An 18,286-nucleotide genomic window follows, 5' to 3' on the forward strand; every position below is an offset into this window, starting at 1 on the left:
AATGACGCGATCATCTGCAAGACCTTCGGACAGTTGATTGGCCAGATAGAGCCCCTCGTCCTCGTCAATGCCAACCACGGCACGATCAGGTCCGCCTTCCGCAAACAGACGGCGTTTGGCTGCGAAATAGCCCCCCATACCCGCGTGGCGATCAAGGTGATCGGGCGACAGATTGGTGAACACTGCGATGTCCGGTGTCAGGGCGCGGGCAAGGTCCGTCTGATAGCTGGAGAGTTCCAGCACAACCACTTCGCCGTCAATGGCAGGATCAATATCCAGAACACCGCGGCCGATGTTGCCTGCCAACTGACAAGGCCGATTGGCGCTTTCTAAAACATGGTGGATGAGGGCCGAGGTGGTTGATTTACCGTTAGAGCCCGTGACCGTCACAACCTTGGGCAAGATATCGAAATTGTCCCACTCGCGGGTCGCAAATGATCTGAAAAAGAGGCCGATGTCATTGTCCACTGGCACACCAGCAGCGAGCGCGGCTTTCACTACCGGATTGGGTGTTGGATACAGATGCGGGATGCCGGGTGACACGATCAGGCTGGCAACGCCCTCAAATACATTGGCTTTGGCCAGATCCACCAGCGTGAACTCTTCGTCTTCGGCGGCCGCGCGTGCGGCGGGGTTATCGTCCCAACACAGCGGTATCGCCCCGCCCTCTCGCAGGGCACGCGCCGTGGCCAGACCCGAGCGGCCAAGCCCAAGTACCGCAATCTTTTGACCAGAATATCCTACGACAGGTATCACCGCGTTTTCCTTATGTCTGGGCGCCAGCCAGCGCTTTCAGAAGGGCCAAAGCCCGCTCCGCGTCCTGCGCTGGCACAAACGCATGATCGTGGTGGAAGGCCGCAACCATATTGCAGGCAATTCCCGCCTCCGCCAAGACGCTTGCCACCGCTGCGGTCAAGCCGACACCATCCAGTGCGGAATGCACCATCAAAGTGATGCGTTGCATCGGCAACTCGCTGACAAGACCTGCGTCCTGTGCCGCCTGTTCGGGCAGGATCAGGGTTTCGCCTTCATCCTCGCAAAAGCGCGCCAAGGCTTTGGCCGATACGCCCTGCGGATCAGCCCCGCGCGGCACGCAGCAAAAATGATAGATCTCTGGATCTAGCGCCGGCGCCATGCCGGAAATCATGGCGCGCGTGTCTTTGACGGGCTCAGACACCGGCTGGGTCACCGAACTTTCAGCGTCGCCAAACCGATCATCGCCAGGATCAGCGAGATGATCCAAAACCGGATCACGATCTGAGGCTCGGCCCAGCCTTTTTTCTCATAATGGTGATGGATTGGCGCCATCAGGAACACGCGTTTCCCGGTCGCCTTGAAATACAGCACCTGAATGATGACAGACAGCGCCTCGACCACGAACAGCCCGCCGACAATCGCCAGCACCAATTCGTGTTTTGTCGCAACCGCAATCGCCCCCAAAGCGCCGCCCAAAGCAAGCGAGCCGGTGTCGCCCATGAACACTGCTGCCGGTGGCGCATTATACCACAAAAAGCCCAGACCGCCGCCTACAAGCCCTGCGGTAAAGATCAGAATTTCGCCGGTACCAGGGACGTAATGCACATCAAGATACTCGGTAAAGTCGACGCGCCCAACGGCATAGGCGATGATGCCCAAAGTGCCAGCGGCGATCATGACGGGCATGATGGCCAGACCATCCAGACCGTCCGTCAGGTTCACAGAATTCGCGGCGCCAACGATTACGATGACCGCAAAGGGTACAAACACATAGCCAAGGTTCAGCAAAGCGTCTTTAAAGATCGGCAAAGCCAGTTGGTACTGAAGGTTTTCAGGATGCAGCGTTGTCGCCCAATATCCCGCGATAGCCGCAATCAGCAAACCAAGCAGCAAACGCACCCGGCTTGAGACGCCCTTGGTGTTCTGCTTACTGACTTTTGCATAATCGTCGGCAAAGCCAATCAGACCGTAGGCCAATGTGACAAACAGCACGAGCCACACAAACCCATTGTCCAGACGCGCCCACATCAGGGATGAGGTCAGCACAGCGCCCACAATCAGCAAGCCGCCCATTGTTGGTGTGCCTGCCTTGGAAAAGTGGCTTTCAGGGCCATCATCGCGGATCGGTTGACCTTTGCCTTGTCGTTTGCGCAAGACGTTGATCAGTGGACGCCCAAAGATGAATCCAAACAGCAATGCCGTCAGAAACGCGCCACCTGCGCGGAATGTGATATACCGAAACAAGTTAAAAACATCGCCGCCATCAGACAAAAGCGTCAACCAGTAGAGCATTACTCGGTCCCTTCTCGTAATGTCATGGCGGGATGGCCCAATTTGCGAATAGCGTCAACCACGCGTGCAACACCCATGCTGAGTGAGCCCTTTGCCGCCACGATATCGCCGGCGTGCAAATCCCGTGTCACCCCTTTTGCCATTTCCTCAGAGGTTTCTGTCCAACGGCCGCGTTTGTCGATCGGCAGCGCGTCATACAGCTCTTTCATCAGCGGGCCAATGCAATGAATTCGGTCGATTTTTTCCACCGCCGCAAGATCCGCGATCTCGCGATGCAGCTCTTTTTCTCGTGGCCCCAGTTCTTTCATATCACCCAGATAGGCGATGCGGCGTGCGGTTTCTGCCGCGCCTTCGCCGGATAATTCCGCAACAGACAAGACCTCAAGTGAGGCCCGTACCGAGGCGGGATTGGCATTATATGCGTCATCAATCAGCTCGATTGTCCGACGATTGTCCGCTGGGTCAATGCGAAGAATATCACGCAAACCACGCCCCGCACCGGGCTCCCACAGGCCCAGATCCGAAATGGCGATGGCGGTATCCAGTCCCAAAACATCCGCCACCGCGAGCACCGCAAGCCCGTTCATCGCATAGTGGCGCCCCGGCACACCAACTTTGTAAAGCAACGCTTTGCCATGCGCCGTCCCGTGCCCAACCGTGGCGCGGTCGGTGACACGCACCTCTGTCAGTCGAAACTGCGCATCCTCTGTTTCACCAAAGCCCACTGAGGTGTCTGCAAAGTCGGCTGCTATGTCGCTTAGAATGGGTGTCACGTCTAGATCAGCGTTGAAAATCGCGGTCCCTTGCGGCGCAAGACCGGAAAAGATCGAGCCTTTCTCGCGCGCAATCCCCGCGACGTTTTCAAAGGCCTCCAGATGCGCCGGGGCCACCGTGGTCACCACCGCAACATGCGGACTCGCAAGGGCCGCCAAGGGCGCGATCTCTCCGGGATGGTTCATGCCGATCTCGATGACGGCAAACTCTGTGTCCTTGGGCATACGCGCCAGCGTTAGGGGCACTCCCCAGTGGTTGTTGTAACTGGCAACCGACGCATGCACGCGCCCCTGCCCGCCCAACACAGTGCGCAGCATCTCTTTGGTCGAGGTTTTCCCTACTGATCCCGTCACCGCAACGACCTTGCCGGTCATTCTGGCACGCGCCGCGCGTCCGAGGTCTTCGAGGCCTGTCAGCACATCCTCTACGATCAAAAGCGGCGCATCGGCGGGAAGGCCTTCGGGGACATGGCTGACCAGCGCCGCGCCGGCCCCTTTCTCCAAGGCTTGAGCGACGAATTCATGTCCGTCACGTGCAGCCTTTAGCGCAACGAAAAGGTCACCCTGTTCAATCGTGCGCGTGTCGATGGACACGCCATCGACCACCCAAGCGCCAACCGTTTTGCCACCGGTCGCAGCCGCGGCTTCTGCTGATGTCCAAAGGCTCATGCCAGATCTCCGTCCAAAGCCATTACCGCAACGCTTGCCTGTTCCACATCGTCAAATGGCAACACATCATCGCCAACAATCTGGCCGGTCTCGTGGCCCTTGCCCGCAATCAGTAGGGCATCTCCCGGCCCCAAAGCATCCACCCCGCGCAAAATAGCCTCGGCGCGGTCGCCGACTTCGATGGCCTCTGGCGCGCCTTCAAGAACCGCCGCGCGAATGGTGGCTGGATCTTCGCTGCGAGGGTTGTCATCGGTCACGATCACCACGTCCGCATGCTCTTGCGCCGCCTGTCCCATCAGCGGACGCTTGAGCGGATCACGATCCCCCCCGGCCCCGACAATCACGACCAGCTTGCCCATCACATGAGGCCGCATGGCCCGAAGCGCGGTTTCAACGGCATCGGGTGTGTGCGAATAATCCACAAACACCGGTGCCCCATTGCGCCGTGTGGCGGCCAGTTGCATACGCCCGCGCACGGTGGTCAACGTGTGCAAGACTTCGAAGACCCGCGCCGGATCAGCCCCGCAGCCAATCGCAAGACCCGAGGCCAAAAGCACATTCTCCGCCTGAAAACCGCCAATCAGGTTCAGGCGCACTTGATAGACATCATCCCGGAAAGAAAAACGAACGTCTTGACCTGCGTTGTCCAACCGCTGGCTTTCGATGCACAGGTCTGCATCCTTACGCCCCACGGTGATCACCGCCTGCCCGCGCCCCCGCGCAATCGCCGCAACATCGGGGCCGCGCAAGTCGTCTACATTGACGACAGCAACACCGTCCTCGGGCAGCACCCGATCAAACAGGCCTGCTTTGGCGTCGAAATAGTCATCAAAGGTCTCGTGATAGTCCAAATGGTCCTGCGTGAAATTCGTGAACCCGGCAGCGGTCAGCTGCACCCCATCCAATCGGCGCTGCGCCAGACCATGCGAGCTGGCCTCCATTGCCGCGCAGTCGATACCCGCATCACTGGCCGCCGCAAGCGTACGATGCAGGGTGATCGGTTCAGGTGTGGTGTGCATCAAAGGAGCCTCAAAATCGCCCTCAACGCCGGTGGTTCCAAGGTTGACCGACGGCAGTCCCATGGCCTGCCAGATCATACGCAGAAACGTCGAAACAGATGTCTTGCCGTTGGTTCCGGTCACCGCCGCCATAACGCGGGGCTGTGCCTCAAACCAAAGCGCCGACGTATAGGCCAGCGCCTGACGCGGATCTTCGCAGACAATCAGCGCGGCCTGCGACTCGGCCAGTTCCGCCTCGGCGATGCGTGCACCTTCGGCGTCGGTCATCACGGCCACTGCGCCCATGCGCAACGCAAATTGGATAAACGTCGCCCCATGCACACGCGTGCCCGGCAAAGCTGCGAACAGAAAGCCGTCTTTGACATCGCGACTGTCGACCGCCAATCCGGTGATCTGCGGGTTTCTGCCCTGTGCGGCCGTCAGGCCAAGTTCAGAAAGTGTCTTTGCCTGCGCTGCCATAAACTGCCCTTTGTGCCTTAGTTCGCGGCCAAGGTTATATCAGTCAGCTCGACAGGTTCAACGTGTGGCAGCAACCCCAACAAAGGCGCCACACGGCCAATGATTTCAGAGGCCACCGGAACCGCAGTCCAGCCCGCAGTGCGGCGCGGCTCTTCGCCCATGGTTTCCACCGGTTCGTCCAATGTCACGACCAAAACATACTTAGGATCATGCGCCGGAAAAACCGATGCAAAGGTGTTGATCACCTTATCCTCATAATAACCGCCGTTGGGCCTTGGCTTGTCTGCTGTACCGGTCTTGCCTGCCACGTGATAACCCGGCACCTCGCCCATCGAGGCGGTGCCTTCGGTGACAACCTTGCGCAGCATATCGACGCTGGCGCTTGCAACGGCTTCGCTCATGACCCTTGGGCCATAGTTTGCGCTGTCCTGTTTTAGGATGGTGGGCTGAACTTTATAGCCGCCATTGGCAATCGCGGCATAAGCGGCCGCAAGGTGCAAAGGTGTGGCAGACAGGCCGTGACCATAGGAAATCGTGACCGCAGACAGATCCGTCCACTTGCTCGGCTTCAGGGGCTTGCCACCGGTGGCCTCGACAATCTCAATAGGTGTCGCGTCAAACATGCCCAGCGACTTCAGAAACTCTTGCTGACGCTCGGCCCCAACCTCCAGCGCAATGCGCCCTGTGCCGCGGTTCGAGCTTTTGACGATGATGTCCGTCACCGACAGCTTGCCATAGTTCTTGTTCTCAAACTCGCCAATCGTGTAGCCATGGACTTTCATCGGGCCCTTGGTTTCAATTTCGGTTTCAGGTGTCACCAGCCCCAGCTCAATCGCCTGAGCGGTTGTAAAGATCTTGAACGTGGAACCAAGTTCATAAACACCCTGTAAGGCACGGTTAAACAAAGGACTTTCCGCCCCGTCCTGGGTCGGAACAAGGCTAGGTCGATCATTTGGATCAAAGTCGGGCATCGAGCTGAGCGCGATGACTTCGCCGGTATGGGCATCCATCAGAACGGCGGCGGCGCCTTTTGCGTTCAGCAGTTTCATGCCGCCAAACAAGACCCGCTCCATCGCGGCCTGAATGGTCAGATCCACCGACAACGTCAGCGCTTTGCCACCGTTGGCGGGATCGCGCAGCACATCATCAAACGTCTTTTCGACACCTGCAACGCCAATCACCTCAGCGGCGCTCACCCCCTCGCGGCCAAATCCGGCTCCGCCCAAAACATGCGCTGCCAGCTTGCCATTCGGATAAAGCCGCATTTCGCGCGGGCCAAACAACAGGCCGGGGTCTCCGATATCGTGCACCGCCTGCTTTTGCTCGGGGCTGAGTTTCTTGCGCACCCAGAGAAACTTTCGCTTGCCGGTGAAATCCTTCAACAGACGCTGCTCGTTGAGGTCTGGAAAGATACGCACCAGCTCCTGCGCGACGCGTTCTTTGTCGATCATCTGTTGCGGCTGGGCATAAAGGCTGTGGGTTTCGATATTGGTCGCCAGAATGCGACCATTCCGGTCAACAATGTCTGCGCGCTGCGCCATGATGCGCTCACCGCCAGCGCTGGAGCGCGGTTCGGCCACTTCGCTGTGGGCCAAGGTGCCCATGCGCACGCCAATGATGCTGAACGCCGCCAAAAACATCACACCCAGTACCAGCAAACGGCCCTCGGCCCGCTGGCGCGCAACACCGCGCATTTCTTCGTGGCGTTGGCGGATGTTCTCTTTTTCGATCTCTTTTGGATCCGCGCCGGTCTGGCGGGCCTGAAGGATTGTCGCCAAGGGGCGCAGCGGTGTGCGGATCATTGCTCTGCCTCCTGATTAGAGACCTCGACCACATCGTTGATGATATCGATGTTCACGGGCGGATAGCTGACCTGCTCGACCATGCCGAACTGATCTGCTTGCAAAGGTAGCAGTTGAAGGCGGTCAAAGTTCAGATCCGCCAGATCCAACAGCCGGTCCGGGCGGTTCAGATAGGCCCACTCGGCCTTAAGGATCGCCAGCCGATCCCGCGCCTGACTGATCTCGACGCGCAGCTCTTCCACCTCGCCAAGCGCCTGTTGCGTGGCATAGTTTTCGCGATAGGCCCAAAACGCCAAAGCGATTACCGAAAGGGCTGTCATCACATAAAGCAAGCTTCGCATTATCTACGTCCCTTCTTCTGGCCACCCAACATGGGCATCCCGATTTTCGCGCCATCTACACTGCCTGAAGGGGCATCCGTGCGACGTGCAACGCGCAATTTGGCAGAGCGCGAGCGTGGGTTGATGGCGAGTTCTTCGTCATCTGGCCCAACCGCTTTGCGGGTGAGCAACTCAAAGGCTGGCGCTTCCTGAACGACCTCAGGGGCATAGCGGTTGCCGCCCCCCGCGCGACCGGCGCGCTCGGCCATGAACTTCTTGACCATGCGGTCTTCGATGGAATGGAACGTCACCACGGCCAGCAAACCGCCGGGTTTCAGTGCACGTTCAGCCGCCATTAAACCATTGAGCAGTTCGCCGTATTCATTGTTCACCGCGATCCGCAGCCCCTGAAAGCTCCGGGTTGCCGGGTGGCTTTGCCCGGGCTTGGCGCGTGGCAGGTTTTTCTCAATGATATCTGCAAGTTCCAGCGTGGACTTAAACGGCTTTTCGGCCCGCGCCTTGACGATCGCGCGTGCGATCCGACGGCTTGCGCGTTCTTCGCCATAATGAAACAGAATATCTGCGATGTCCTCTTCCGAGGACTCGTTGACCAGATCCGCAGCAGAGGGGCCAGACTGGCTCATGCGCATGTCCAGCGGGCCGTCTTTCATGAACGAAAAGCCCCGCTCGGCCAGATCAAGCTGCATAGAACTGACGCCCAGATCCAACACAACCCCGTCCAGCTCTTGGGCATGGGCATCCATGTTCGAGAAGACATCAGCGATAAACTCTATGCGGCCGTCATAGTCGGGCAACCAGTCAGACGCCATGTCAAACGCCAGCGGATCGCGATCAACGCCATAGACCTTGTCCGCGCCCGCATCCAGCAAACCACGGGTATAGCCACCCGCCCCAAAGGTGCCATCAAGCCACCGCCCGGACACAGGCGCAACCGCCGCCAGCAAAGGACGTAGCAAAACTGGAATGTGAGGAGATGTCGTGTCGGGGGCAGCGTCAGACATCTCTTATTCCTCGGGCCGACTGTCTAGGAAGGCCAGAGGATCAAAGTCATCGGGCAACTCATCCAACCACTCTTCGGTCTTGGCGAGTTCCTCTGCCTCGTAGGTTTCGGTCTTCCAAATCTGGAAGGTATCACTTGCCGCAATAAAGAACGCCTCTTTGTCCAGGTCGATCTTCTGGCGCAGCTTTGCGGGCAAAACCAAACGGCCGGTTTCATCGACAGTCGTCGGGAAAGACTGTCCATGAAACAGGCGTTGCAGCATCTTACGTTCCATCGACCCGCGTGGCAGCGCATCGATCTTGGCGTCCACCTCTTCGATGGCCTCCATCGTATAGCATTCCAGATAGCTCCGGCGATGATCGCCATAGACGATCACAAGCTCTGGGGTTTCTCCGGATTTCCAGTTGGGGTCAGACGCTTCGAGCACACGGCGAAAAGAGGCCGGGATTGACACCCTGCCCTTGCTGTCCACCTTGTGGCGGCTTTCGCCTCTAAATCTGCGTGCCACTGCCTGACGCGCCTCTCACTGTCTGTGCCACATGCGTGGCCCTGAATTGGAAACGGCGAATTGAGCTGCTGCCACTGCCCAATTCGCCGCCCTCGTCCCGACTTGCGGGGTGTCCAGCTGCGCGCGCCACCTGGGGGGATGTCTGCTCGCTCGCGCGCCGGATCTCTTCGTTCGATGAATGCGGGGCCTGTATGAAACCTGTCTTGGGATTTTTTTGTTGGGGTCTTGCCGCCCCTATTCCCGTCCTCATCGTGCATATAGGGATGCCATGGGAATTCATGGAAATCAACAGGAATTTTGAACACATATTACTAGAGAACGACAAGTTCGTGCGTGAAATGCCTGATTTTCGCGCGCACAACAGCCATCAAAGCACAACATGTTGTGTTTTCCCTCAAGCCTTACCGCAAATATCGGAAGCACAACCTGACAAAAAGAACTTCCCCCAATTTCCCAGAAATTTAGCCAATTCTGTCAGAAACCCGCAAAGAACCCAATGAAACCCACCAACAACGCCCCGTAACAGCCCTGTGATTCGGGCAATCGCCCACCCCTGCCCATGATTTCCCACACGGCGTCCCATGGTTTCCCACCCAAGCCATCTGAACCCCGAAATCCGGTGAAAATACCTCAGGTTGAGAAAAAAACGGGCGTTTGACTTTATCCACAGCCGCGAAGTCGTTATGTTCGGCAACCACAAAAACATAAACGAAGCAGTTAAAAGTGACGGTACACAGCCCCGTGCAACTTCCTATCCAAGTAACGAACGTGCGCAAAAAGGACATGAGGAGCCAAATTGCGGCGCTGGTTTACCGTGTGAAGAATGGCAAACTGCAAGTGCTGTTGATTACCAGTCGCAACAGCGGCCGTTGGATCATTCCCAAGGGCTGGCCCATGGAGGGCGAAACCCCCGCCAATGCTGCCGCCACCGAAGCCTGGGAAGAGGCAGGCGTTAAGGGCAAGACATATGATCGCTGCCTCGGTGTCTATTCTTACTTCAAAGTGCGCGAAAAAAGTCGCGATTTGCCCTGCCTCGTTCTTGTCTACCCCATCAAGGCCAAGAAACTGGCGACCGAATTTCCGGAATACAAACAGCGCCGCCGCAAATGGTTCTCTGCGAAAAAGGCCGCAAAGCTGGTGCGCGAAAAAGAACTGGCGCACATGTTGGCCTCTTTTGATCCGCGACAGGTGACCTAGGGCGTCTACGCCATTTCGTGATCGCTTGCCGCTTGATCGTTTGAGCTTAGATGAATAAGTAGATTCCACTCACGGTAGACAGTTTGTCATGATTCAATACACGCTGAAATGCTCTAAAGATCACCGGTTTGAAAGCTGGTTTCAGTCTGCAGAAAGCTTTGACAAGCTTAAGACGGCAGGCATGCTGTCCTGTGCCGTCTGCGGAGATGCGCATGTGGAAAAAGCCATCATGGCCCCCCGCGTGCGCCCTGCCCGCTCTGCCGCTGCGCCTCAGAAAGAGCCGGAAACGCCTTTGTCCGCACCTGCGTCCCCTGCGGAACAAGCGCTGGTTGAGCTGAAAAAGCAGGTCGAGGAAAACTCGGATTACGTCGGTGCCAATTTTGCCAGTGAAGCGCGATCCATGCATGAAGGCGACACGCCAGAACGCGCGATCTATGGCGAGGCCAAGATCGAAGAGGCCAAAAGCCTGATTGAGGATGGTGTTCCGGTTGTCCCTCTGCCATTCATGCCAGGACGCAAATCCAACTAAGGATCTTTGACATGCATGTAGTGATTACCGGGGCCAATCGTGGAATTGGCCAGGCCCTTTTGACACGGTACCAGTCCCGCGGCGACAAAACGACAGGCACATCCCGTGCTGGTGGCCCGCTGGCGACTCTTGATGTGACCGATCCTGCGTCCCATGAGGCCTTTGCAAACCAACTGGCGGATACGCCCATTGATCTGTTGATCTGCAACGCTGGTGTTTATCTGGACAAGGGTGAAACTCTGAACGACGGCTATCCGGCGCAGAAATGGGCCGACACATTTGCCGCAAACGTCACCGGCGTATTTCTGACCATACAGTCGCTGCTGCCCAATCTGCGTCAGGCCAACGCCGCAAAAGTCGCGATCATCTCAAGCCAGATGGCCAGCCACACGCGAGCACCGGGCGGCAGCTATATCTACCGCGCGTCCAAAGCCGCCGTCTTGAACGTAGGCCGCAACCTCAGCACCGAACTGGCGCCCGAAGGCATTGCCGTGGGCATCTATCATCCCGGTTGGGTCAGCACCGACATGGGCGGCGCAACAGCGCCAACAACGGTGGATCAATCCGCAGACGGTCTGGTGGCACGATTTGACGAATTGGCCATGGCCTCGACCGGGTGTTTCCGCACGTTTGATGGCGAAGACCACCCCTACTAACCGATTCTGCCAAAAGCGTCTTGGCGCAAGATAATTCTGCTAAGTTGGACTTGCTGATGCCTATAGCGGCAAGTCCAGCACCCTGACGCAAATTTTTGCGAAACCTTCCCTCTACAGCTGCAAGAAACCGCACCTCAGACTGTTGTTTTCAGGGACGCGAAGGCGTAAACCGCGCTGCAATCAAAAGACAGAAGTTAGGACCAAACGGCAATGCCCACTTTGGTAATGAAATTCGGCGGCACCTCTGTTGCCAACCTCGACCGTATCCGCCGCGCTGCAAAGCGTGTCGGCGTAGAGGTCGCCAAAGGCTATGACGTGATCGTCATTGTCTCGGCCATGTCCGGCAAAACCAACGAATTGGTTGGTTGGGTCAACGAGACGTCAGCCCTGTATGATGCGCGGGAATACGACGCCGTTGTTAGCTCGGGCGAGAATGTGACTGCAGGCCTGATGGCCTTGACGTTGCAGCAAATGGATATTCCTGCACGCAGCTGGCAGGGCTGGCAGGTGCCGGTTCAGACCACGTCGGCGCATTCCGCCGCGCGTATCGAGGACATTCCCCCAGACAACATCCGCGCAAAGTTTGCCGAAGGCATGAAAGTCGCCGTCGTCGCAGGGTTTCAGGGCATCAGCCCCGAAGGACGCATCACCACGCTTGGCCGCGGTGGCTCTGACACAACGGCCGTGGCCTTTGCCGCAGCCTTTGAAGCCGAACGCTGCGACATCTATACAGACGTAGACGGTGTCTACACCACCGATCCACGCATCTGCGAAAAGGCGCGTAAACTCGACAAGATCGCCTTTGAAGAAATGCTAGAGCTCGCGTCGCTTGGGGCGAAAGTCCTGCAGACGCGGTCTGTCGAACTGGCGATGCGCTATAAAGTCAAACTGCGTGTCCTAAGCTCTTTTGAAGAACAATCTGACGAAGCCGGAACGCTCGTCTGTGATGAGGATGAAATCATGGAATCCAATATCGTCAACGGCGTCGCCTATTCTCGTGACGAAGCCCAAATGACCCTGCTGTCGGTGGCCGACCGTCCGGGTATCGCCGCCATCATCTTTGGGGCGCTGTCTGACGCGGGCGTCAACGTGGACATGATCGTGCAGGACATCTCTGAGGATGGCCGCACCAATATGACCTACTCTCTACCGATTGATCAGGTGAAACGCGCTGAAAAGGCCGTTGATGCGATCCGGGGCACCGAGCTGAACTTTGACCAACTGATCGTCGCCGAAGATGTCGCGAAAGTCTCTGTTGTCGGCATCGGCATGCGCAGCCAGTCCGGTGTTGCAGCCAAGATGTTCAAAGTGCTGTCTGACGAAGGCATCAACATCAAGGTTATCACCACATCGGAAATCAAAATCTCGGTTCTGGTGGAACGCAAATACATGGAACTGGCGGTCCAAGCCCTTCACGACGCGTTCGATTTGGACAAGGCGGCGTAAGCCAGGGTCCACTCAAATTTCTGCAACGCGGCGCCATTCGGGGCCGCGTTTTGCATTTCGCGGGGTCAATTGCTGCACCCGCGAAATGCAGAGGTCTAGAAATCAGGCAGACCCCGCCTCTTGGGGGACGCAAAGCCAATATGTCCGCAACTAAGTGATTTCCACGCTTTGCGGCGTGGCGATTTCCGCATAGACAAGAGACGTAACAAGGACTGGGGCGTTTCAAGACATGGCTGAAAGATCAGACAGCGAGAGCCGAAAGCTCCTCGGGCGTCTTCGCGAGGCCCTGGCCGAAGACAGCGCCGGACAAGAGCGGCTTGATAAGATCACCAAACTGATCGCGTCTTCGATCGGCACCGAAGTGTGCTCGATATATTTGTTTCGCGATGAGGAAACCCTAGAGCTTTGTGCCACCGAAGGCCTGAATGCGGAATCCGTCCACCAGACACGTATGCGGCTGGGCGAAGGTCTGGTCGGGCGCGTCGCCAAATATGCTCAGATCGTGAACACCGCCGATGCGCCAAGCGCCAAGGGGTTCCGCTATATGCCGGAAACCGGCGAAGAGATTTATTCGTCCTTCTGCGGCGTCCCGATCCAGCGCTTGGGCGAAGGTCTTGGCGTCCTGGTCGTGCAGTCCAAAACCAGCCGGGACTATTCCTCTGACGAGGTCTATGCGCTCGAAGTTGTTGCGATGGTTTTGGCCGAGATGACAGAACTTGGCGCCTTTGTTGGCGAGGGCGCGGCCCTGTCGCCCCTGCACCAAAGGCCTGTCATGTTCACAGGCGGCACCGCCCAAGACGGCGCGGCCGAGGGCCATGTCTGGCTGCACGAGCCTCGCGTCGTGGTCACCAACCCGATTGCTGACGATCCAGACGTCGAGAAACAACGCCTGAACAAAGCCATCGAAGACCTGAGGGTCAGCGTCGATGAACTGCTTGCCGGCGCACAGGGCGGCGACAAGGATCAGGTACAGGTTCTGGAAGCCTACCGGATGTTTGCCAACTCGAAAGGGTGGCTGCGCCGCATGGAGCAGGACATCGACAAAGGTCTGACCGCCGAAGCCGCTGTTGAAAAAGAACAATCCACCGCACGGGCGCGTATGGCACAGGCCACCGACGCCTATCTGCGCGATCGCCTGCATGATCTGGATGATCTGTCCAACCGCCTGCTGCGCAACCTGACGGGCCAAGGCAGCGACACGGGCGCTGACATGCCGATGAACCCGATCCTGATTGCGCGCAATATCGGGCCCGCCGAACTGCTGGACTATGGCCGCAAGCTGAAGGGCGTTGTGCTTGAGGAAGGGTCCGTTGGCTCTCATGCCGCCATCGTCGCCCGCGCCCTGGCGATCCCCTTGGTGATCCATGCCGACAACATCACCACCGAGGCGCTGAATGGCGACCTTATTCTAGTGGACGGTGACGAAGGCCACGTGCACCTGCGCCCCGACGACAATGTGGTCACGGCCTTTCGCGACAAAACAGCGATGCGTGCGAACGCGCAGGAACGCTATGCCTCGATCCGCGACAAAGAAGCGACAACGCCTGATGGAGAAACCGTCAGCCTGTTGATGAACGCAGGTCTTATGGCCGACCTTCCGTCTTTGGCCGGATCGGGGGCCGAAGGCGTTGGCCTGTTCCGCACCGAACTGCAATTCCTGATCCGCAACCAGATGCCCGGGCGTACCGAATTGGCAGAGCTGTACAGCCATGTGATGGATTCAGCGGGCGAGAAATCTGTGGTCTTTCGCACGCTCGACATCGGCTCTGACAAGGTGCTGCCCTTTATGGCCCCACAGGACGAACCCAACCCCGCTCTTGGCTGGCGTGCGATCCGGGTCGGTTTGGATAAACCGGGTGTCTTGCGTATGCAGCTTCAGGCGCTTCTGCGCGCTGCCAAGGGGCGCCCTTTGAAGGTCATGTTCCCCTTTGTCGCGCAATATGACGAATATAAAGCCGCGCGCGCCGAAATGGACAAAGCAATTGAGCGTGAAAAGCGGCTAGGCCATGTCCTGCCGTCTGACTTGCAAACAGGGGCCATGCTGGAAACCCCGTCGCTTGCCTTTGCGCCTCAGAAATTCTTCGAAGAGGTCGAGTTCATTTCGATCGGCGGCAATGACCTGAAACAGTTCTTCTTTGCTGCAGATCGCGAAAACGAACGTGTACGCAGGCGGTATGACACACTTAACGTCAGCTTCCTCAGCTTTATCGAAGGCATCGTAAACCGTTGCAATACAACGAAAACACCCCTGAGCTTCTGTGGCGAGGACGCGGGACGTCCGGTAGAGGCGATCTGTCTGGCAGCCATGGGATTGCGGGCGCTGTCGATGCGCCCGGCGTCGATTGGTCCGGTGAAAAGCCTGCTCTTGCGTACCAATCTATCCGAGGTGCGCGACGTGATTTTCGAGGCGCGCAACCGCGGGGATCAAAGCGTGCGCCCAGCGGTGATGGACTATCTGAAAAACCAAGGCTAGTGCTGCGGGCCTAGCCCTTGCGCAAGTCCTGAACCTGCGGCGATGCGGCCTCGCGGAACTGGGCCACCAGCTCTGGGTGCGGCACATCTCCATCGATGGCCAGACGCCGCAAGCCAAAATGGACATGGGCCATTTCGCGGTAGTAATTCATATACGCATAATTGGTCAGCGCACCTGTTGTGGCCCCAATAACCGGCACCATCTGCGCCGCCAGTTTTTGGCACAGAACAACCGCAAGGCGCGGCGTGACCCAAGCGATCAGTTTCTGTGTTCCGCCACTGCTGAGTGCCATGCGCGAAGACAGGAACGCCAGATCTGCCGAGTCATCTTCTGACAGGGGACCACCGGCGGCAAAGACCTGAACGCAGTCGAATTTCACATTCTCAGCGGTGGCGTCAAACTCGTAGGTTTCCGCCACATCCTGAATGGCGCGCAGAAATACTGTCGTCGTAACTGGCAGTTCCGCCAAAGCGGTGCCTACGCCCCCTGCTCCGCCGGCAGCGCCAAGGGCTGTGGCAAAAGTGGTTTGCAACCAGCCACTTTCGGTGCCTCGGATCGAGCGGGATTTGTCGGCGGCTTTCATGGCTTGGATCAGAGCTGCTTCGGTGGCGGCCTCAAGACCGTCGCGCGCTTTGACAGGCAATTGCCCCAAAAGCCCGTCTGCCTGCTGCCCCAAAGCGTTCAGAAGTTCGATCACCAACCCACCGGCATTGTTATAGCGCATCACCAGCCGGATCAGCTCGCGGTCTACGTCAGCTTTGAAGTGATTGTCTTTCATCTCGCTCTCCCCTTTGATGTCTAGGTTGGCAGAGCAAGCCTCATTTTCAACCCTCGGCGTAGGATTTCACGACCCCGGACACGCCCGACCATGCGCCCTCAACCAAGTCTATCCCGAGAACGCGGGCTGGGTTTGTGGGCGGCGGCATCACCACCGCAGGCAAGTGTTCAAAGCCAAATCGCGAATAATACGGCGCATCGCCCACCAGTATAACCCGCTGCCATGACAGAGTTTTTGCAACCGCTAGGCTTTCGCGGATCAGAAATCCACCAAGGCCCTCACCCTGTCGCGTCGGGTGCACCGCCACCGGCCCCAGCAACAACGCTTTGTGGTCGCCGACACGCACCGGCCAATACCGGATAGCCCCCGCCAGAATGCCTTCGCCATCGCGTGCGACCAAAGCCAGGTCCGCCGCTTTCGCGACCCCGTCCCGCAATCGATAGGACGACAGCGCCTCGCGGCCGGGCGCAAAACACAAGTCATAGAGGGCTTCGACCTCCCACCAATCTTGCTCTGTTTCTTGCGCCAGTTGAAACACGGCTGCGGCCTGCTTTCGATTTCGGTGGAAACCGCCCTAACACGACGTTACCTCTTGGGCAAACAGGATTAAGGAGCGCCTGATGTTTTACCGCGCCGAAGACGGCCACGGACTGCCACATAACCCTTTCAAAGCAATCATCTCGCCGCGCCCGATCGCTTGGATTTCGACGCAAGACGGCGCGGGTGTCCCCAATCTTGCGCCCTATTCGTTTTTCAACGGCGTTTCGGATGCGCCGATGCAGGTGATGTTCGCATCAACTGGGGCAAAAGACGATCAGGACGGCACAAAAGACACCGTCGCCAACATCCGCGAGACCGGCGAGTTCTGTGTGAACATCGTGTCTCACGCGCTGATGCAGGCCATGAACGTCTCGACCGAAGGGTTCGACAAAGGGGTCAACGAATTCGAAAAAGCGGGGCTGACAGCAGCCCATTGCAATACCATCGGCTGCCCCCGCGTCTATGAAGCGCCGGCAAGCCTTGAATGCAAACTGGATCAGATCATCCGCTTAAAGGGCGACACCAACTATATGGTGATTGGCGAGGTCACAGGCGTGCACCTGCAAGATGACTGCATTGTGGACGGGATCTTTGATGTGACCAAATACCAGCCTCTGGCACGGCTGGGATACCGCGACTATGCAAAAGTTTCAGAGGTGTTTTCGCTTGCACGGCCCGGTGACTAACAGGGCGCGCGCCTAAAAGACGGTCTGCGCGATCAGGATCCAAACTGGCAACGTTGCCGCCGACAGCAAGGTGGTTTGCGCAATCAATGTGGCGACCAACTTGCGGTCTGCGCCAAAGCCTGCGGCCAGAACATGGGCCGCAGAGGCTGTTGGCAGAGCTGCAAACACTATCAGCACCTGAACCAGCGCCCCTTTTGCGCCAAGTGCTAGCGCCACCAGACAGACCAGCGCGGGCAAAATCATCAGCTTGGTGCCGTTCAGAATACCTGTGAACCGGTCCAGACGCGCCAATGCGCCCCAGTTCATAGTGGCCCCAATCGAGATCAACGCCACAGGGATCGCCGCCTGTGCCAGCATTTCCAGTGGGGCCAAAACCGGCGCCGGGATCTGAACGCCACTTAAGGCGACCAAAACGCCACCGAGGCTGGCAATCAAAAACGGGTTTAATGCCACGCGTCTTAATGTGCCAAGCACACCCAGTTTCCCGTCACGCGACAGACCTGCGACCGCAAAGACATTCGCCATCGGCACGGCCATACCCACAACCACCGCAAAGATCGCGGCATCCCCGCCGCTGAGCGCTCCGATCGCGACAAAACCAAGGGCTGTATTGAACCGCCAGGCGGTCTGCCAGCATCCGGCAAAATCCAGAAACCGATCCGGTCCAAAGGGGCGCGCCAAATAGCCAAAGAGCAGCCCCGCCACCAAAATCGCCCAGGCCAAAGGTGCAATCGAGGCAACTTGCGACAGCGCCACGGGACGCCCGGAGGCCGCGACAAACAACAGGGTGGGAAACAGAATCTCGAAGTTGAGCTTGTCCAGCCCCTGCCACGCGTTCTCGGACAGGCGCTTGCGCACAAGGCCGCCCAGAATGACCATCAAAAACGACGGAAACAACCCGCCAAGGATCGTGACAAACACCACAGGCTCACCCATCACACACGCTGAATGCGCGCACCATTGCGCGCGCATTCCAGCAATACAAGGGCCTAGTGACCGCCCAGAATGCCCGTGCGTACGGAATAGTCCGCCGCGATCTGGTAATCGGGATCATCATCGCTGTCGATCATCAGGTGCCCTGCGCGGGTCAGCAGCTCGTGACAGTCGCGGCTAAGGTGGCGCAGGGTCAGCTTTTTGCCCGC

At 58.1% G+C, this 18,286-nt stretch carries 18 protein-coding genes; 6 read left to right on the forward strand and 12 right to left on the reverse strand.

The genetic code is table 11. The features are described 5' to 3' along the window. From ACEQWH_RS02885 to mraZ, 9 genes are all read right to left on the reverse strand, one after another. Positions 1 to 756 (reverse strand): Mur ligase family protein (locus tag ACEQWH_RS02885; protein ID WP_370228150.1); only part of this gene is annotated, 756 nt, incomplete at its 3' end. A 10-nt stretch (positions 757 to 766) separates the two neighbouring features. Next, a complete protein-coding gene (locus ACEQWH_RS02890; protein ID WP_370228151.1) occupies positions 767 to 1,189 on the reverse strand; it encodes an ACT domain-containing protein in 423 nt (140 codons plus the stop codon). After that, positions 1,186 to 2,268, reverse strand: a complete 1,083-nt coding sequence (mraY, locus tag ACEQWH_RS02895) for a phospho-N-acetylmuramoyl-pentapeptide-transferase (RefSeq protein WP_370228153.1) — start codon at positions 2,266 to 2,268, stop codon at positions 1,186 to 1,188. The genes ACEQWH_RS02890 and mraY overlap by 4 nt, the downstream gene beginning before the upstream one ends. Beyond that, positions 2,268 to 3,710, reverse strand: a complete 1,443-nt coding sequence (murF, locus tag ACEQWH_RS02900; protein ID WP_370228155.1) for a UDP-N-acetylmuramoyl-tripeptide--D-alanyl-D-alanine ligase — start codon at positions 3,708 to 3,710, stop codon at positions 2,268 to 2,270. Before murF ends, mraY begins: the two co-directional genes overlap by 1 nt. Then, positions 3,707 to 5,188 carry a UDP-N-acetylmuramoyl-L-alanyl-D-glutamate--2,6-diaminopimelate ligase gene (locus ACEQWH_RS02905; protein ID WP_370228157.1) on the reverse strand — a complete coding sequence of 494 codons (1,482 nt, stop codon included), beginning with the start codon at positions 5,186 to 5,188 and terminating at the stop codon, positions 3,707 to 3,709. The genes murF and ACEQWH_RS02905 overlap by 4 nt, the downstream gene beginning before the upstream one ends. A gap of 17 nt (positions 5,189 to 5,205) precedes the next feature. Further along, positions 5,206 to 6,990, reverse strand: coding sequence for a peptidoglycan D,D-transpeptidase FtsI family protein (locus tag ACEQWH_RS02910; protein WP_370228159.1), 1,785 nt, complete (start codon positions 6,988 to 6,990; stop codon positions 5,206 to 5,208). Beyond that, the gene (locus tag ACEQWH_RS02915) at positions 6,987 to 7,331 is read right to left on the reverse strand and encodes a cell division protein FtsL (RefSeq protein ID WP_370228164.1); all 345 of its coding nucleotides are present in this window, start codon (positions 7,329 to 7,331) and stop codon (positions 6,987 to 6,989) included. The genes ACEQWH_RS02910 and ACEQWH_RS02915 overlap by 4 nt, the downstream gene beginning before the upstream one ends. Beyond that, entirely contained in the window at positions 7,331 to 8,332 is a 1,002-nt protein-coding gene (gene rsmH, locus ACEQWH_RS02920) for a 16S rRNA (cytosine(1402)-N(4))-methyltransferase RsmH (RefSeq protein WP_370228166.1), read from the reverse strand. Before rsmH ends, ACEQWH_RS02915 begins: the two co-directional genes overlap by 1 nt. 3 nt (positions 8,333 to 8,335) lie before the next feature. Further along, positions 8,336 to 8,839, reverse strand: coding sequence for a division/cell wall cluster transcriptional repressor MraZ (gene mraZ / locus ACEQWH_RS02925; RefSeq protein WP_370228168.1), 504 nt, complete (start codon positions 8,837 to 8,839; stop codon positions 8,336 to 8,338). Positions 8,840 to 9,622: 783 nt separating this feature from the next. Between mraZ and ACEQWH_RS02930 the strand changes: the two genes are divergently transcribed. From ACEQWH_RS02930 to ptsP, 5 genes are all read left to right on the forward strand, one after another. Continuing rightward, on the forward strand, positions 9,623 to 10,036 hold the full coding sequence (locus tag ACEQWH_RS02930; protein WP_370228169.1) for an NUDIX hydrolase: 414 nt from the start codon (positions 9,623 to 9,625) through the stop codon (positions 10,034 to 10,036). A gap of 88 nt (positions 10,037 to 10,124) precedes the next feature. Beyond that, a complete protein-coding gene (locus ACEQWH_RS02935; RefSeq protein WP_370228171.1) occupies positions 10,125 to 10,565 on the forward strand; it encodes a DUF1178 family protein in 441 nt (146 codons plus the stop codon). 11 nt (positions 10,566 to 10,576) lie between these two features. Beyond that, positions 10,577 to 11,221, forward strand: a complete 645-nt coding sequence (locus ACEQWH_RS02940; RefSeq protein ID WP_370228173.1) for an SDR family NAD(P)-dependent oxidoreductase — start codon at positions 10,577 to 10,579, stop codon at positions 11,219 to 11,221. Positions 11,222 to 11,431: 210 nt separating this feature from the next. Continuing rightward, positions 11,432 to 12,667 (forward strand): aspartate kinase, encoded by a 1,236-nt coding sequence (locus ACEQWH_RS02945; RefSeq protein ID WP_370228175.1) that lies wholly within the window; start codon positions 11,432 to 11,434, stop codon positions 12,665 to 12,667. Positions 12,668 to 12,896: 229 nt separating this feature from the next. Further along, complete coding sequence (ptsP, locus tag ACEQWH_RS02950) at positions 12,897 to 15,140, forward strand: phosphoenolpyruvate--protein phosphotransferase (RefSeq protein ID WP_370228177.1); 2,244 nt, start codon at positions 12,897 to 12,899, stop codon at positions 15,138 to 15,140. A gap of 10 nt (positions 15,141 to 15,150) precedes the next feature. Here the strand turns inward: ptsP and ACEQWH_RS02955 are convergent, their stop codons facing one another. Next, positions 15,151 to 15,918, reverse strand: a complete 768-nt coding sequence (locus ACEQWH_RS02955; protein WP_370228179.1) for an EcsC family protein — start codon at positions 15,916 to 15,918, stop codon at positions 15,151 to 15,153. A 46-nt stretch (positions 15,919 to 15,964) separates the two neighbouring features. Beyond that, entirely contained in the window at positions 15,965 to 16,456 is a 492-nt protein-coding gene (locus ACEQWH_RS02960; protein ID WP_370228181.1) for a GNAT family N-acetyltransferase, read from the reverse strand. Positions 16,457 to 16,538: 82 nt separating this feature from the next. Here ACEQWH_RS02960 and ACEQWH_RS02965 point away from each other — a divergent pair, with 82 nt between their 5' ends. After that, entirely contained in the window at positions 16,539 to 17,144 is a 606-nt protein-coding gene (locus ACEQWH_RS02965; protein WP_370228183.1) for a flavin reductase family protein, read from the forward strand. 12 nt (positions 17,145 to 17,156) lie between these two features. Here ACEQWH_RS02965 and ACEQWH_RS02970 read toward each other — a convergent pair whose 3' ends face one another. Continuing rightward, the gene (locus tag ACEQWH_RS02970; RefSeq protein ID WP_370228185.1) at positions 17,157 to 18,080 is read right to left on the reverse strand and encodes an AEC family transporter; all 924 of its coding nucleotides are present in this window, start codon (positions 18,078 to 18,080) and stop codon (positions 17,157 to 17,159) included. Positions 18,081 to 18,286 lie beyond the last annotated feature (206 nt).

The organism is Cognatishimia sp. (assembly GCF_964229375.1).
Classification (GTDB): Bacteria; Pseudomonadota; Alphaproteobacteria; order Rhodobacterales; family Rhodobacteraceae; genus Cognatishimia.

What these genes read in the sequence shown, in the direction of transcription:
- ACEQWH_RS02965 (WP_370228183.1), top strand. Translation starts at nt 16,539, where the DNA reads ATGTTTTACCGCGCCGAAGACGGCCACGGACTGCCACATAACCCTTTC.
- ACEQWH_RS02905 (WP_370228157.1), bottom strand. Translation starts at nt 5,188, where the DNA reads ATGGCAGCGCAGGCAAAGACACTTTCTGAACTTGGCCTGACGGCCGCA.
- ACEQWH_RS02955 (WP_370228179.1), bottom strand. Translation starts at nt 15,918, where the DNA reads ATGAAAGACAATCACTTCAAAGCTGACGTAGACCGCGAGCTGATCCGG.
- ACEQWH_RS02930 (WP_370228169.1), top strand. Translation starts at nt 9,623, where the DNA reads ATGAGGAGCCAAATTGCGGCGCTGGTTTACCGTGTGAAGAATGGCAAA.
- murF (WP_370228155.1), bottom strand. Translation starts at nt 3,710, where the DNA reads ATGAGCCTTTGGACATCAGCAGAAGCCGCGGCTGCGACCGGTGGCAAA.
- ptsP (WP_370228177.1), top strand. Translation starts at nt 12,897, where the DNA reads ATGGCTGAAAGATCAGACAGCGAGAGCCGAAAGCTCCTCGGGCGTCTT.
- ACEQWH_RS02935 (WP_370228171.1), top strand. Translation starts at nt 10,125, where the DNA reads ATGATTCAATACACGCTGAAATGCTCTAAAGATCACCGGTTTGAAAGC.
- ACEQWH_RS02970 (WP_370228185.1), bottom strand. Translation starts at nt 18,080, where the DNA reads ATGGGTGAGCCTGTGGTGTTTGTCACGATCCTTGGCGGGTTGTTTCCG.
- ACEQWH_RS02945 (WP_370228175.1), top strand. Translation starts at nt 11,432, where the DNA reads ATGCCCACTTTGGTAATGAAATTCGGCGGCACCTCTGTTGCCAACCTC.
- mraY (WP_370228153.1), bottom strand. Translation starts at nt 2,268, where the DNA reads ATGCTCTACTGGTTGACGCTTTTGTCTGATGGCGGCGATGTTTTTAAC.
- rsmH (WP_370228166.1), bottom strand. Translation starts at nt 8,332, where the DNA reads ATGTCTGACGCTGCCCCCGACACGACATCTCCTCACATTCCAGTTTTG.
- ACEQWH_RS02940 (WP_370228173.1), top strand. Translation starts at nt 10,577, where the DNA reads ATGCATGTAGTGATTACCGGGGCCAATCGTGGAATTGGCCAGGCCCTT.
- ACEQWH_RS02915 (WP_370228164.1), bottom strand. Translation starts at nt 7,331, where the DNA reads ATGCGAAGCTTGCTTTATGTGATGACAGCCCTTTCGGTAATCGCTTTG.
- ACEQWH_RS02910 (WP_370228159.1), bottom strand. Translation starts at nt 6,990, where the DNA reads ATGATCCGCACACCGCTGCGCCCCTTGGCGACAATCCTTCAGGCCCGC.